This is a genomic window from Paenibacillus sp. FSL H8-0282, from assembly GCF_037963825.1.
GTDB lineage: Bacteria > Bacillota > Bacilli > Paenibacillales > Paenibacillaceae > Paenibacillus_AQ > Paenibacillus_AQ odorifer.
The window spans coordinates 1,401,485-1,415,235 of the sequence record NZ_CP150146.1 but is presented as its reverse complement, the minus strand read 5'-3'; the positions used below and the strand labels follow the sequence as shown (position 1 = coordinate 1,415,235).

At 44.6% G+C, this 13,751-nt stretch carries 16 protein-coding genes; 2 read left to right on the top strand and 14 right to left on the bottom strand.

Annotation, left to right across the window (positions count from 1 at the left end):
* Positions 1-173: 173 nt before the first annotated feature.
* From NST94_RS06180 to NST94_RS06150, 7 genes are all read right to left on the bottom strand, one after another.
* Positions 174-1,367, bottom strand: a complete 1,194-nt coding sequence (locus NST94_RS06180; RefSeq protein ID WP_339281780.1) for an anti-sigma factor — start codon at positions 1,365-1,367, stop codon at positions 174-176.
* A complete protein-coding gene (locus NST94_RS06175) occupies positions 1,360-1,863 on the bottom strand; it encodes a sigma-70 family RNA polymerase sigma factor (RefSeq protein ID WP_036681849.1) in 504 nt (167 codons plus the stop codon). The genes NST94_RS06180 and NST94_RS06175 overlap by 8 nt, the downstream gene beginning before the upstream one ends.
* A gap of 166 nt (positions 1,864-2,029) precedes the next feature.
* Complete coding sequence (locus tag NST94_RS06170) at positions 2,030-3,034, bottom strand: siderophore ABC transporter substrate-binding protein (RefSeq protein ID WP_269473479.1); 1,005 nt, start codon at positions 3,032-3,034, stop codon at positions 2,030-2,032.
* A gap of 122 nt (positions 3,035-3,156) precedes the next feature.
* Complete coding sequence (locus NST94_RS06165; RefSeq protein WP_036681845.1) at positions 3,157-3,912, bottom strand: ABC transporter ATP-binding protein; 756 nt, start codon at positions 3,910-3,912, stop codon at positions 3,157-3,159.
* Entirely contained in the window at positions 3,906-4,850 is a 945-nt protein-coding gene (locus NST94_RS06160; RefSeq protein WP_036681842.1) for an iron chelate uptake ABC transporter family permease subunit, read from the bottom strand. Before NST94_RS06160 ends, NST94_RS06165 begins: the two co-directional genes overlap by 7 nt.
* A gap of 2 nt (positions 4,851-4,852) precedes the next feature.
* The gene (locus tag NST94_RS06155) at positions 4,853-5,800 is read right to left on the bottom strand and encodes an ABC transporter permease (RefSeq protein ID WP_036681839.1); all 948 of its coding nucleotides are present in this window, start codon (positions 5,798-5,800) and stop codon (positions 4,853-4,855) included.
* Positions 5,801-6,028: 228 nt separating this feature from the next.
* On the bottom strand, positions 6,029-6,289 hold the full coding sequence (locus NST94_RS06150; RefSeq protein WP_036681837.1) for a YqkE family protein: 261 nt from the start codon (positions 6,287-6,289) through the stop codon (positions 6,029-6,031).
* 91 nt (positions 6,290-6,380) lie between these two features.
* Here NST94_RS06150 and NST94_RS06145 point away from each other — a divergent pair, with 91 nt between their 5' ends.
* On the top strand, positions 6,381-6,725 hold the full coding sequence (locus NST94_RS06145) for a helix-turn-helix domain-containing protein (protein WP_076128100.1): 345 nt from the start codon (positions 6,381-6,383) through the stop codon (positions 6,723-6,725).
* A gap of 17 nt (positions 6,726-6,742) precedes the next feature.
* Here the strand turns inward: NST94_RS06145 and NST94_RS06140 are convergent, their stop codons facing one another.
* On the bottom strand, positions 6,743-7,246 hold the full coding sequence (locus NST94_RS06140) for a GNAT family N-acetyltransferase (protein ID WP_076142169.1): 504 nt from the start codon (positions 7,244-7,246) through the stop codon (positions 6,743-6,745).
* 25 nt (positions 7,247-7,271) lie between these two features.
* Entirely contained in the window at positions 7,272-8,114 is an 843-nt protein-coding gene (locus NST94_RS06135; RefSeq protein ID WP_076185723.1) for an SDR family oxidoreductase, read from the bottom strand.
* A gap of 225 nt (positions 8,115-8,339) precedes the next feature.
* On the opposite strand from NST94_RS06135, the gene NST94_RS06130 reads away from it, so the two are divergent.
* Entirely contained in the window at positions 8,340-9,434 is a 1,095-nt protein-coding gene (locus NST94_RS06130) for a Xaa-Pro peptidase family protein (RefSeq protein ID WP_076128106.1), read from the top strand.
* A gap of 84 nt (positions 9,435-9,518) precedes the next feature.
* On the opposite strand, the gene NST94_RS06125 is transcribed toward NST94_RS06130, so the two are convergent.
* Genes NST94_RS06125 through NST94_RS06105 form a run of 5 tightly spaced genes read right to left on the bottom strand, consistent with a single transcriptional unit; the run spans position 9,519 to position 13,751 of the window.
* Positions 9,519-10,484 (bottom strand): nitronate monooxygenase family protein, encoded by a 966-nt coding sequence (locus NST94_RS06125; protein ID WP_076142180.1) that lies wholly within the window; start codon positions 10,482-10,484, stop codon positions 9,519-9,521.
* A 6-nt stretch (positions 10,485-10,490) separates the two neighbouring features.
* A complete protein-coding gene (locus NST94_RS06120; RefSeq protein ID WP_339281779.1) occupies positions 10,491-11,294 on the bottom strand; it encodes an energy-coupling factor transporter transmembrane component T in 804 nt (267 codons plus the stop codon).
* Positions 11,287-12,144 carry an ATP-binding cassette domain-containing protein gene (locus NST94_RS06115; protein ID WP_076142166.1) on the bottom strand — a complete coding sequence of 286 codons (858 nt, stop codon included), beginning with the start codon at positions 12,142-12,144 and terminating at the stop codon, positions 11,287-11,289. Before NST94_RS06115 ends, NST94_RS06120 begins: the two co-directional genes overlap by 8 nt.
* Positions 12,129-12,929, bottom strand: coding sequence for an energy-coupling factor transporter ATPase (locus tag NST94_RS06110; protein WP_339281778.1), 801 nt, complete (start codon positions 12,927-12,929; stop codon positions 12,129-12,131). The genes NST94_RS06115 and NST94_RS06110 overlap by 16 nt, the downstream gene beginning before the upstream one ends.
* Positions 12,930-13,751, bottom strand: a complete 822-nt coding sequence (locus NST94_RS06105; RefSeq protein WP_339172033.1) for an SDR family NAD(P)-dependent oxidoreductase — start codon at positions 13,749-13,751, stop codon at positions 12,930-12,932.

The following is a 13,751-nucleotide window of genomic DNA, read 5'->3' as shown; positions in this document are numbered from 1 at the left end:
ATCTCATATTCAAATAATTGTACGATTTGCTTAAACGAGAAGCAAGTTCTGTGACTTCTCCCACGCAGAAAAGCCGGGTACACCCCACTAACAGAGGGCATATCCGGCTGCCATTAAGTAATCCAAAGAAATCATTTACGCTTACTACCTTCTATAGTATTTAGCTTCCCGACTCAGTTTTCTCTATCCTGCCAATTCCATAATCTTACTTCCTCTACATGAATATTGCTGACCCATTTTTCTTCCTTTAACTTGAGCAACTCTTTAACCGGACCGGTTACGACAGCTCCATACAGCCTAACTCCGTTCTTCTCCAGATAACTAATGGAGTCATCCAGATCAATAAACGGAATTACCTTGTTGGCGATCGATTTATGCTCCTGCATTAAGTGCAGTGTCTTAAGGAAGTTCGCATTACGAAGTTCACCATCCCCATATGAGTCAACAGATGGAGAAACACTCGTGCGGCTAGTCACCCCTCCAAACCAACCCCACTTTTTCTTTGACTCTTGTGTCACCTTCATATCATCGGCATGCCAGATGGGCGTACTTGGAAATCCTAAGGGATCATTTATTACTGGCTCTTGTGTCCTTGGACCTGTATCTGCTGCGAACCATAAAAGCTCAAGATTTTTATGCTGAAACTTCTTCAATAGCTCATCTGTCGTAAAAAATTGTTCAAAAGACAAATAGGCTTCTCCTACCGTACCTTCAGGGAGCTTTTCTAGTTTTTCCCACTCACTGCTGTCATCCATCCTATTTTCTGCAGACTGGTTCTCAGTGGGATATATAAAGTAATTACCTGTCCCACTGCGTTCATATGTCCATGAATAACTATAGATTCTAGGCCAGCCTAATAGAAACTTCATCGAATAATCTCCAACATTAATCCGCGCATCACCAATTTGTTTTATTATTCCGCCCTGCAGATTCATACTAAAAAACGGTCCGGAATCGCTACTCAAATGGACGATTGTGTTCGGCTGTGAAACAGCAATTGCGGAAGAAACGACATCACGGTAAGTCTCCCCTCTTCCTCCAGTGCTATAAAATACCGCTGTGATGATACTGCTGACAATCAAAAAAATCAAAAACGCAGAAATCACCGTTAAAGTATTTGATATGCGTGCTTTCCACTTGCCACGGCGGATGATCTTTTTTTCTTTGCCGGGTCTGTTTCTTTTACCCTTTCCGGATTTCATGCTCTTCTCCTCATCTGAAGCCGGCTTTTCTTCGCCCATGAGTTCATCCAGATAAGCCTGGTAAGCTTCCATCTTCTCTAGCTCACGTACAACCTCATCCCTATCCTCATCAGCAAGAGTGCCTTCGCCATACCTTCTTAACTTCTCCTTAAACTCTTCACTCATGTTCATTTCTCCTCCGCTCTGCCTCACGCAGCTTCTGTCTGGCCCGAAAGATCAATATCTTATATTGGGACAAGCCCACATCCATAATGTCCGATGCTTCCCGATAACTCAGCCCATGAAAATCATGCAGCAGCAGTGCATTTCTCTGATTGTCCGGTAGCTCACCTACCGCTATCCTCATCTCTTCCCAACGTTCCTGATGAAGCAGTGTGCTTTCTGTGGTATCTGGATGAGCAAGCTTTTTGAAATAATCCTCACTCTGAACTGTACTGCGGCCTTCCTTTCGCTTGTAATCTACGAAGGCGTTATAAGCGACACGGAACAACCATGGCTTAATCTTCTCTTCTTTACAATCCTCCAAATGTAGATAAGCGCGATAAAAGGTTTCTTGCATCAAATCTTCAGCCGCATAATGATCACCACAAAGGGAGCGCAAATAGCGGTAAATATCCATCACATACATCTGATATATTTCATCCAATGACTTTCGCTTCATGCACTCCCCCCTTAACCTAACCACGTATCCCAGCCTGAAAAGTTACAGATAAATTTAGCAACTAGTATGAATATACCAGTAATTCCATGGAAAAAAGCGAAAAAAGCCTGCTGGCAAGGAGTATTACTCCTGCCAACAGGCTTTTTAATTCACCAAGTTACTCTGCTTACAGAACAACTTCAACTTCTTTGAGCATTTCGCTAACGGATATTAAACCGCCACCGGACAAATACCAGTAGTTAGGATCCAAGTAAATGATTTTACCGTTTTTAAAGGCATTTGTGTTCTTCACTAGATCGTTTTCAACTGCTTTTTTAGCTGAGCCGGATTCGCCGCCATCACTCTTCACAGCCGCATCTCTGTCCACTACAAACAGATAATCCGGGTTCTTATCCGCTACATATTCGTAGGATACGCTTTGTCCGTGAGTGGATACTTCAATTTTATCATCAGCCTGTGCAAATCCGAACACATCATGGATAATCCCAAAACGGGAACCTGCACCGTAAGCACTGATTTTGCCTTCATTCGCAAGAATAACAAGTGCTTTTTTGCCATCAGCTGTTGCCTTCGTATTCAAAGCTTTGATGGAATCATTGATAGTCGCAAGCTCAGTTTCTACTTCTGCTTCTTTTCCAAAAATTTGACCCAGCATTTTCACGTTATTCGTAAAAGATTCCATGTAGTTTGCATTATCTACAGCCACATACAGAGTAGGTGCAATTTTGCTGAATTCTTCATAAGAATCCTGTTGTCTGCCGGAAATGATGATCAGGTCCGGAGAAAGACTGTTTATTTTTTCGAAGTCAGGCTCTTTCAAACCCCCAACATTCTCATATTTAGCATCGTTATATTTAGAGAGATAAGCCGGTACATTACTTTGAGGCACTCCAGTCACCTCTACACCCAGTTTATCCAGCGTATCCAGTGTACCGAAGTCAAAAACAACCACTTTTTGCGGATTGCTTTTGATAGTTGTTTCGCCAAGCGCATGCTTGAAAGTAAGCTCTGTCGGTGCTGTAGTTGCTTCCGTTGTTGGTGCAGTAGTAGCCTCCGAATTGCCTGCCGCTGCTGTGTTGTTATTTGAAGTTGCTGCATTATTGGAGCCACAAGCCGCCAAGATTACCGCAAGAAATACTGTCATAATCAGTAAAGATAAGTTCTTCTTCAACGTATTCACCCCTAATTTTTATAGTGAAGCTATTTGAATTATTCGCGTATGCGTTAAGAAGCTGGCGCCTTTCACTTCTTACGTTACGTCATAATAATATCCGCATTGTAATAGTTACCTTTTTAGAAATAGACACCGATTTTTCGGCCTCCTATAGTTTCAATAGGAATGTCCATGTCATATACCTCTTTAAGAACTGCAGAATCTATAATTTCATCCGCTGTACCCGAGGAAGCTACTCTTCCATTTTTAAGCGCAACAATGTAGTCAGAGTAACAAGAAGCAAAGTTAATATCGTGGATAACGAGCACAATCGTCTTCCCCTTCTCGTCTACCAAGCGGCGAAGCACCTTCATAATTTGGACGGAATGCTTCATATCGAGGTTGTTGAGCGGTTCGTCGAGCAGAATGTACTCTGTATCCTGAGCCATGACCATGGCAATATATGCCCGCTGGCGTTGCCCTCCACTGAGCTGATCAATATATTTATCCTGCATTTCCTGGAGATCCATGTAAGCAATCGCTTCGTCAACGAACGCCCGATCCTCCGGACTCAGCTTCCCCTGTGAATACGGGAATCTCCCAAAAGAAACGAGCTCCTTCACAGTGAGGCGTACGCTAATATGATTGGACTGCTTTAACACCGATATTTTACGAGCAAGCTCATTACTTTTGCAGGTACCGATTTCCTTACCTTCGATCAGCACCTCTCCCGCGTCTTTGGAGATAAGTCTGCTGATCATGGAGAGCAGTGTACTTTTACCCGCACCATTTGGTCCGATAAACGAGGTGATTGCACCCTTTTTAATGGACAAGGACACATCATCAACGACGGTTACTCCGCCATAACGTTTGGTTAAATTTTTAACTTCTACCACGACTTATTCTCCTTTAACAGCAGATAGACGAAGTAGACGCCGCCTGCAAAATTGATAATCACACTAACCGTAGTATTGAATCCAAAAACACGTTCGACCAGGAACTGCCCGCCGACAAGCGCAACAATGCTCAGCAGAATCGTTCCAGGAATCAGATAAGCATGCTTATAGGTACGGAACAACTGGTGTCCCACATTAGCTACCAACAAACCTAAGAAAGTGATTGGCCCCACTAAAGCCGTCGAGATCGAAACGTAGATAGATACAATAACTAGCAGCCTTTTGACCACATAGTCATAATTGATGCCCAGATTAATGGCTTCATCTTTTCCAAGCGAAATAACATCCAAATACTTAACAAATCGCAGGAAGTACAACGTAGTTAGCGTCAGGACAATGGTGGAAAGAATCAATAGGTCACTGCTGACATTGTTGAAGCTGGCGAACATTTTCCCCTGTAGAATCAGGAATTCGTTCGGATCAATAAGCACTTCCATAAAAGAAGACGCGCTCTGGAACATCGTCCCCATGATCAGCCCTACCAGCAGCAGGAAATAAATATTTTGTCCTTCCCTACGGAACATTAGCTTATACAATACGCCTGAAAACAGGACCATGAGGCACGCAGAGAACAAGAAGTTGATGTTTTTATTCATAAAGGTCATATTCGATGAACCTAAGGCATAAACACCGAACGTCTGGATTAACATGTACAGGGAATCGAGCCCGAGAATACTTGGTGTCAAAATACGATTGTTCGTGATGCTCTGAAAAACTACGGTAGAGACAGCTATCACAGCTCCGGTAATCAGAATGGCCGCCAGCTTTCTTCCCCGGCTGGGCAGAACGTAGTCCCAATTTCCCAAAGCATGATACGTCATAAACAAGACGATGAGGGCGACAGCACTTATAGATAATATAGTTAGTTTTGTCTTCATCTCTAGTTCGCCTTTCTTCTCATCAGCAAGTAGATAAACAGACCACTACCGATGACGCCTACCGTGAGACTGATTGATATTTCATATGGATAGATAATGAGCCTGCCCAGAATATCGCAGAACAGGAGGAACACCGCTCCGAGAATGGCTGTATGCGCCAGACTTTTTTTGAGGTTATCTCCTATGTACAACGTTACAATGTTAGGTACTACCAGACCCAGAAATGGAATCGTACCTACGGTTAAAATGACAACAGAAGAGATTAACGCTACAATTACCAATCCCACGTTGACAACCGCTTTGTAATTCATGCCAAGATTGACGGAGAAATCCTCGCCCATACCAGCTACCGTAAATTTATTAGCGAAGAGATACGCCAGAATGACAAGTGGAATGCTGATATAAATTAATTCGTATTGGCCTTTGATAATCGTTGAGAAATCTCCAAGCATCCAAGACGAGATATTCTGAATCAAATCATTTTTATACGCAAAAAATGTTGTAATCGAACCTACAATGTTTCCGAACATGAGTCCGACCAGCGGGATAAAAATACTATCCTTGAACTTGATCCGATCCAGGATTCTCATAAAAATAAAGGTGCCCAATAGTGCAAAAACAAAAGCAACAAGCAATTTCTGCATTGGCGTTGCGCCTGTGAATAACATGAGGGATACGAGAATACCAAATTTCGCGGAATCCATCGTCCCTGCCGTAGTCGGGGAGACGAATTTATTGCGTGACAGCTGTTGCATAATTAATCCGGCAATACTCATGCTGACTCCAGCGATAATCAATGCGGCTAACCGGGGAATCCGGCTTACCAGCAAGGTCTGTGCTTGAGATTCCGTAAGATGAAAGAGATCTAATGGGGATATATCTTTAACGCCTATAAACAAAGATATAAATGAAAATACTATTAGAAGTAGGGACAAATATTTTAGTTTCATGAGTTGTTCCTTATCTGTTTAATAGTTTACACATGCGATTTTATGATAATGATTTTCATTCGCAATGTTTTAAATTATACCTAAGCCCACTTTGAGGGTCAACCCTTTCATATACTTAAATTTAAAATAATTAAGACTTAGGCTTATCTGCTTAAGTTACCTAAAAAAAGACACCCTAACGGGTGCCTCTTTAATCTTTGCCATATTTTTAGCGCTAAGCTATAGGATTTATTTATATTTCTTCCAATCCTGATTACTGTTCTCCAGCAGATGTGCAAAATCATTATCCAACCGCTTCTGCTCAGCCTTGCGCTGATCTTCCACTGCCTTACGGGCAGCTTCTTTACGGTCATTTTCCTCCGCTTTCAACGCATCAGATTGCGCCTTCAGCTTTCCTAGAACATCACTGCTTAGCAGATCTTTTAACGTAGCAGGGCCATCATTCGTAGCGGCTCTTGGTGTGGTAGGCATTTTCTTTTTTTTAGCCACTGTCCATCATCCTTTCTAGTACTGAATTAAATTGGAATTTGTTTAAGTTATTGGTCTTTTCGTTTATAATGTTTACTAAGAGGTGAGCCCTATGAAGTCCAATGATTTATGTCCCCGGCTACAAAAAAGTATGGATATTATCGGCAGGCGTTGGACTGGTTTAATTATCTACCAGCTCCTTCAAGGACCCCAACGTTTCAATGTAATTGAAGCGGCATTGCCCATCAGTGGAAGACTGCTCTCCGAACGGCTCAAAGAGCTGGAACAGGAAGGGATCGTTCTTCGAGAAGTGTTCCCAGAGACCCCCGTGCGGATCCAATATTCTTTGACGGATAAAGGTCTTGCCCTGGAATCAGTCATCCGAGACTTACAGAGTTGGTCCAAAGAATGGGTCGATTGTGACACCGATAATCTAAATTCAACTCTCAAAATGTAAGCGTTTTATATGAGGCGTTAGATTTTAAGGCCGACAATGACTAAATCACGCTCTATACCGTCAAGTTCAGCCACACCAGGCAGCATTCCCCACTCTTCAAAACCAAACTTTTTCAACAAACCAAGGCTTGGATCATTATGTCCAAATACAAAGCCGACTAGATTCTTAATTCCGAGACTAGGGGCTTTCTCAATGGCCTCTGTCAGAAGAATTCTGCCCGCACCACCACCACGGAACTTTTCATTCACGTATACACTGATTTCTGCTGTTGCATTATACGCTGGACGACCATAGAAGGATTGAAAACTGAACCATGCAGCAATTTCATCTCCTTGCTTCAGTACCCATAAGGGACGGTGATGGCTATTATGCTCAAGAAACCATTTCTCCCGGTCTGCAACAGTAACGGGTTCCAGATCTGCAGTTACCACCCTCCCAGCAATCGTTGAGTTATAAATATCTACAATAGCTGCTAAGTCTGCAGATGTTGCATCTTCAATTCTGCTGTTCTCCCAATTCATCCCTTAATTCCTCCAAATGTGTTAATTAACTCAGGCCGACCTGCTCCTGGCTCCATTGCCACAGCCGTTCGGCTTCTATTGTATTCTGCGCTCTGGGAGACAGTTGTTTAATCTTTCTTCGATAATAATATTGACCGGTTACCTCTCCAAGATCGGGATCTGTAGCCAAATAAATCGCTGTATCGGCACCTTGTTCAGGTGTTAAGAAAAAGTATGAGAGTAACTTAAGTACCGACTTGCCGAAACCAGTCTCCCGGTTTACACCTATATTCGTCCCCACTGCTCCTGGATGCAGGCAATTCACCGTCACCCTTGTTCCGTGAAGACGCGAAGCCAGCTCCCGCGTGAACAGAATATTGGCTAGCTTGGATCGGGCATAGGCTTTTGCAGGATTAAAACGGCGAGCGAGGGTTGGATCTTCATAATGGAGCGCACCTATCTTGTAAGCACCGGAGGCAACCACAATGATACGGCCTTGCTCTGCTGCCTGCAACGACTTAAGTAACAAATTGGTAAGTAGAAAATGCCCCAAATGATTTACGCCAAGATCCATCTCAAAGCCGTCCTTCGTAAGCTGACGCTTAATCGTGACTACCCCGGCGTTATTGATAAGTATGTCTAGCATCGGATATTTCATAGTGAATTCCTCAGCAAAGCTGCGAATGCTCTCAAGTGAAGCCAGATCACACAACATGAGCTCGATATCCTCGGAGTGGCTCTTTTGTTTGGCGGCAGCAAGTGCTTCTTCTCCCCGCTGGCGATTACGGCAAACCATAATAACTTTAGCTCCCTTGCGAGCCAGTTCAACTGTTGTGGCCAGCCCCATACCGGAATTCGCTCCGGTAACAAGTGCGATTGTTCCTCTCATTGCAAGAATCACTCCTCTCTCAACAACCGTACCCGAATAAGCTTCAGCCTAACCTTAGGAGAAGTATATTTAAAGATATGTTACACCAACTAGTAGGGTTAAGAAAAGCTTCATGTCATGATTAGCCAACGATAGTTATAGTTCGTCAGGTGCGTCTGGTCTATTTTTGATCTATAATAGGAATATTGCAGTTCTAATCGTGAAGTTGAAAGGGGAACACCAACTATGAATAATGCTCTGACAAGCCTAGAGCAGCAAATGGCGGGCGAAGGTCTGGATGCCCTGCTCGTAACAGATCCCAAGCATGTCTACTACTTAACCGGCTTCGCCAGCGATCCGCATGAACGTTTTCTGGGTCTGCTGCTGATACGCGGAGAAGAGCCTATGCTCATTCTGCCTGCATTGGATGCAGAAGCGGCTCAAGCGGCTTCTTCGGTCACTAAAATTCTAACTCACACTGACACTGATAATCCCTATAACCTGCTAAAAGATTGTTTCGGCAGCAGTAAGCTAGGTACTCTTGGCATAGAAAAGGAACATTTCTCAGTAGCCCGTTTTGAGCACCTAACCGCTGCTGTTCCAGCTGAACGGTTTAGTGATATTGGTCCATTGCTGCGCAGCATGCGCTCTAAAAAGACCCCGGATGAAGTTAAGCGCATGAAACATGCCGCTGAGCTAGTTGAGGAAGCCTTGCGCCGCGTTCTTACCCACGTAAAAACAGGCGTTACAGAAAACGATCTAGTAGCGGAGCTAGAATATCTAATGAAAAAGGTTGGCGCTTCCGGCCCTTCCTTCGACACTATGGTGCTTTCTGGTCCGAAAACTGCCCTGCCTCACGGTGTTCCGGGCAACCGGGTCATTCAACCCGGCGACTTCCTGATGTTTGATATCGGGGTGTATGCCGATGGTTATGCTTCTGATATTACACGTACCTTTGCTATTGAATCCGTAGACGACAAGCTAGTCACTATCTATAACACTGTGCTGGCTGCCAACGAAGCTGGGATCGCTGCCTCCAATCCTGGAGCACCTTTCGGCTCAGTCGACAAAGCTGCACGTGATGTAATTGAAGAAGCTGGATTCGGAGAATATTTCTTACACCGTGTCGGACACGGACTGGGCATGGATGTTCATGAATATCCATCACTTCACGGACAGAACGACGACATTATCGAGATCGGCAATGTGTTCACCGTTGAGCCAGGAATTTATGTGCCTGGACTAGCGGGTGTACGTATCGAAGATGATCTGATTATTACAGCTGAAGGTGCAGAGACCTTAACAAGCTTCCCTAAGGAACTGACTATTCTTCATTTGTAGAAAAGAATTACAAGCCATAGCCAAAAACACAGAGCAGCGATTCCTCCAATAAAGAGAGAATCGCCGCTCTGTGTTTTTTTAAATTCAAACCTGTGTTCCCCACATCCCGCGAACCAACTTAGCCTCTTTCACCATCCTGCCGATCAGCTCCGCGACTGTAGGAATATCTTGGATCATTCCTGTCACTTGACCTGCCCAGCCGATGCCCTCTTCTTTGATATCATCATAGATCCAGCGCTTGTTGGCTGCACCACTGATATACTCTTTTAATGCTTCATAGGTCGGTGTCACGCGCTCGATTTCAAGAATTTGATCAATGTAGTCACTACGTAACACTCGTGCGGGTGCTCCAATAGAACGTTTGATTACAACCGTATCCGACTCTGAGCTTTCTACTAAAGCTTTTTTATAAGAAGCGGCCGCATGAACACATTCCACTGTAGCAACGAAACGAGTGCCCATTTCGATTCCTTCAGCCCCAAGTGCATGAGCAGCCATCCATCCACGGCCATCTCCGATCCCTCCGGAAGCAATCACAGGAATATTAACCGCATCAACCACTTGGGGAACGAGCACCATGGTTCCAACATCGTCACGCCCTAAGTGGCCCCCTCCCTCATGCCCAACAACAATAACCGCAGAAGCCCCTAATTGTTCAGCCTTTTGGGCTTGTCTGCGTGAGGAGACGAGCACGAGTGTTTTAATATCGGTGGGCTGTAACATTTCCAGTATAGGGGCTGGATTCCCTCCAGTGAGGCTCACCACGGGAACCTGCTCTTCGATGGCGACCTGCACCCGATCTTCATAACCAATCCCATGCATGCCGATAGCAAAATTAACACCAAATGGTTTGTCCGTTAGTGTTCGTACCCGACGTATTTCTGCACGTAAGGCCTCCGCATCCGGAAGACTCATTGCTGTGACCTGACCCAGTCCACCGATATTTGAAACCGCAGCCGCAAGGTCTGCATAACCTAAATAAGCAAGTCCTCCTTGAATAATAGGATATTCTATGTGCAATAACTCCGTAATACGGGTGTTCCATTTCATCTTCATCTACACCTTTCCTATCTTTAAGCAAAGCAGAATCACGGCAATTAAAAGGGCAGCTCCCCCTACCAGATAATCTATTTGCTGAAATTGCAGTCTTTTAAAATAAGTCCTTCCTTTACCATTCCCATAAGCACGCGCATCAATTGCATAGCTCAGCTGTTCAGCACGTTGAATCGTTGTGAAGAGCAGAGGAATAATGATCGGAATGTACGCATATATCCGTTTAGGCAGTGATAATACTGTGAGATCATAACCTCTAGCCTTTTGTGCGAGAAGGATACGATCAAGCTCCTCCTTGATGGTAGGAATAAAACGGATCGCAATCACTATCATTAAAGAGAACTGCTCTACGGGTACCCCCAATTTGGACAGAGGGGCAAGCAGCTTCTCCAGACCATAAGCTAAGTCTAGCGGTTTAGTAGTTAATGTCAGAATTGAGGCCAACAAGATGAGCAATATAATCCGCCATACAAAACGTAATCCTATCCGCAATCCCTCTTCAGTCACCTCGATAAAAAACCATGACCAGAGAATCGTCCCCTTGGTGAACACGGCATTGTAAACAAAAGTAAATAATAAAATAAATAATACCGGCCGTAGCCCTCGCCAAAAAAAATGCACAGGAACTTTAGACAGTAATAACATTCCCAATACAAAAAAGGTTGCAACAACATAACTAAGCCCCGTACCAAGCATCATAAAGCTAAGCATGAGCATCACGATACTTACAAGCTTTGTACGAGGATCTAAACGATGAAAAATCGAATGTGTCTCCACATATTGACCGACTAATACGGAATCAGCCATGCCCTTGCCCCCTCGAATGCCAAATCGGCAAAATCGCTTCGAAGATATCCTGCTCTTTACAGCTGGCAACTTCAATCTTCTGACCAGATAATTCCTCCACTAGCTTCAAGAGCTGTACGGGTTCAGGCAAGGATAGTCCAAGTTCCAGCAGTAATTCTTCCTTTTCCAGAAACAATGTTCTGGTATCATGATGCCCTTTTAACTGACCTTCATGAAAAACCATGACCTCATCTGAGAATTCGGCAACATCACCCATCTGATGCGAAACGAAGAGGATGGTGCGATTGTCTTGTTGCTGCCATTCCTTTAGTAGCCTCAGCAAAGACACTTGGCTAGCTGGATCGAGACCCGCTGTCGGTTCATCCAATATCAGCAGCTTCGGATTTGTCATCAGTACAGAGGCAATAGCTACACGGCGCTTTTCACCACCACTTAGCTGGAATGGATTTAAGGGGAGAATCCCCTCTGGCAAACCCACTTGCGGCAAGATCATTTCAATCGCCTCTGTAATTTGCTGACGTGAAGCACCCTGCTGATTCAGAGCAAAAGCAAGCTCCTTATGCACCGTTGTTTCGAATAGCTGATGCTCCGGATATTGAAAAACGAAACCCAACTCGGGGACAACCTTTAAGCGTCCTTTAGCATCTCTGCTGGCAGGCTGCTGGTTAATCCAATAGTCTCCTTTTACGGTGGGAATCAAGCCCTTCAGCACTTTGACAAAGGTAGACTTTCCTGCGCCTGTTGGACCGATAATCGAAATCCATTTGCCTTCAGGAATAGTGCAGTTTATATTGCGCAAAGCCACATGATCGGCATAGTTCACACTTAGATTTTTTAATTGGTAGACCATTGTGATCGAATTATCCCCTTCCAATCGGCTGTTAGCGGTGCTGCTGAATGGAGCAATGTATGTACACGCACTGCGAAGGGCAGTTGTAATTGATAGTCCGCAACAGGCATGGATTCAAAAAAAGTCAGTGGATCGCCGTCAAACTCAAGTCGTCCTTGGTGCAGGAGCAATACGCGTTCTGCTGCAAACACTTCCTCCATATGGTGGGTGATATGAATAAGCGTCAGGCCTTGACGATGCAGCTCTTGCATGATGGAAAGAACCTGCTGTCTTCCCTGGGGATCAAGCATTGAGGTAGCCTCGTCAAAAATAATGACTTGCGGGCGCATCGCCAATATAGCTGCGATAGCGACACGTTGCTTTTGGCCTCCAGATAGCTGATGTGGCATAGCTTCCAGATAATCCTCCATATGAACGGCCTGTAAGGCATGATCCAATCGGCTGCGCATTTCCTCCCTCGGCACACGGATATTCTCCAAACCAAAAAGCACCTCATCCATAACGGTTGTGGTGATAAATTGATCCTCTGGATTCTGAAAAACAAAACCGATTTGCTGATGAATCTCCGCAAGATCCGTTGGTTTTGCTGTGTCCAAGCTCTTAAATTGTACAGTCCCTTTTCGCGGCAGCAGCAGTCCGTCCATGAGCTTTGCAATAGTGGATTTGCCAGAACCATTCGCCCCGACTATCGCCACAAACTCCCCTGCGTCTATCGTAAAGCTAATATCCTCCAGAAGAGGTTGTCCTTTTTTATAATAAAAACAAACTTGATCGAAGGTAAGCATTTATTCAGTCCCCTTTTGACGGTGCCAAGCAGCAAAAAATGCCTCAATGCTACTCTCGGAAAATGCAGGTGCAGGCTTCTCCCATTTTGTCACTTTTGATCCATTCACAGCAAAGATTTCACCGGTTAAATCCGCGTCGGACTCCCTCAACAATGCAGTCACGAAGGAAGCAATAGCCTCAGCGTCACCTATTCTCCAAAAATCAGGCAAAGGTTCATTACGACTGGCATGTTTCTCCTTCAAATGGTCAATTATAGGTCTGGTCATATCCGTTAATGCCGCTGGAGAAATCGCATTGACCCTAATCTGGTCACGTTTCAGCTCTGCTGCGAGCGTCCACATCATGCCCAGTATTCCAGCCTTGGCTGCACTATAATTCACCTGACCTACGGAACCTGCTAGTCCAGCAGCAGAGGTCATCAACAGGATATCCCCACCTGTTTCACGCATATGTGGTAATACTCGTTGAATGCAATAATAAGTGCCATTTAAATGCACATCCAGAACATTCTTCCACTGTTCATCCGTCATACGTTGACATTTCTGATCCTGCACAATTCCCGCGTTAGCTATCAATACCTCGATACGACCGTATCGGGCAATGACCTCATCTACCATGGCAGTGACTGCGACGGAATCGGCTACATTAGCAGCGTACCCTAGCGCCTCTCCGCCTGCCTGGCGGATCTCGCGCACAACCTCATCAATTAAGACTTGTTTCGTACCATTTACAACCACTATATAACCTGACTTGCCAAGCTGCATGGCGATACTACGTCCGATCCCTCTTGTTGCTCCAGTAATTAAGGCCACTTTATTCAT

Bases quoted from the DNA above. Each gene is read 5' to 3' on its own strand.
- NST94_RS06120 (WP_339281779.1), bottom strand. From the start codon at position 11,294: ATGGCTGATTCCGTATTAGTCGGTCAATATGTGGAGACACATTCGATT.
- NST94_RS06160 (WP_036681842.1), bottom strand. From the start codon at position 4,850: ATGAAGACAAAACTAACTATATTATCTATAAGTGCTGTCGCCCTCATC.
- NST94_RS06175 (WP_036681849.1), bottom strand. From the start codon at position 1,863: ATGAAGCGAAAGTCATTGGATGAAATATATCAGATGTATGTGATGGAT.
- NST94_RS06135 (WP_076185723.1), bottom strand. From the start codon at position 8,114: ATGAGAGGAACAATCGCACTTGTTACCGGAGCGAATTCCGGTATGGGG.
- NST94_RS06130 (WP_076128106.1), top strand. From the start codon at position 8,340: ATGAATAATGCTCTGACAAGCCTAGAGCAGCAAATGGCGGGCGAAGGT.
- NST94_RS06140 (WP_076142169.1), bottom strand. From the start codon at position 7,246: ATGAATTGGGAGAACAGCAGAATTGAAGATGCAACATCTGCAGACTTA.
- NST94_RS06115 (WP_076142166.1), bottom strand. From the start codon at position 12,144: ATGGTCTACCAATTAAAAAATCTAAGTGTGAACTATGCCGATCATGTG.
- NST94_RS06110 (WP_339281778.1), bottom strand. From the start codon at position 12,929: ATGCTTACCTTCGATCAAGTTTGTTTTTATTATAAAAAAGGACAACCT.
- NST94_RS06180 (WP_339281780.1), bottom strand. From the start codon at position 1,367: ATGAGTGAAGAGTTTAAGGAGAAGTTAAGAAGGTATGGCGAAGGCACT.
- NST94_RS06145 (WP_076128100.1), top strand. From the start codon at position 6,381: ATGAAGTCCAATGATTTATGTCCCCGGCTACAAAAAAGTATGGATATT.
- NST94_RS06155 (WP_036681839.1), bottom strand. From the start codon at position 5,800: ATGAAACTAAAATATTTGTCCCTACTTCTAATAGTATTTTCATTTATA.
- NST94_RS06125 (WP_076142180.1), bottom strand. From the start codon at position 10,484: ATGAAATGGAACACCCGTATTACGGAGTTATTGCACATAGAATATCCT.
- NST94_RS06105 (WP_339172033.1), bottom strand. From the start codon at position 13,751: ATGAATAAAGTGGCCTTAATTACTGGAGCAACAAGAGGGATCGGACGT.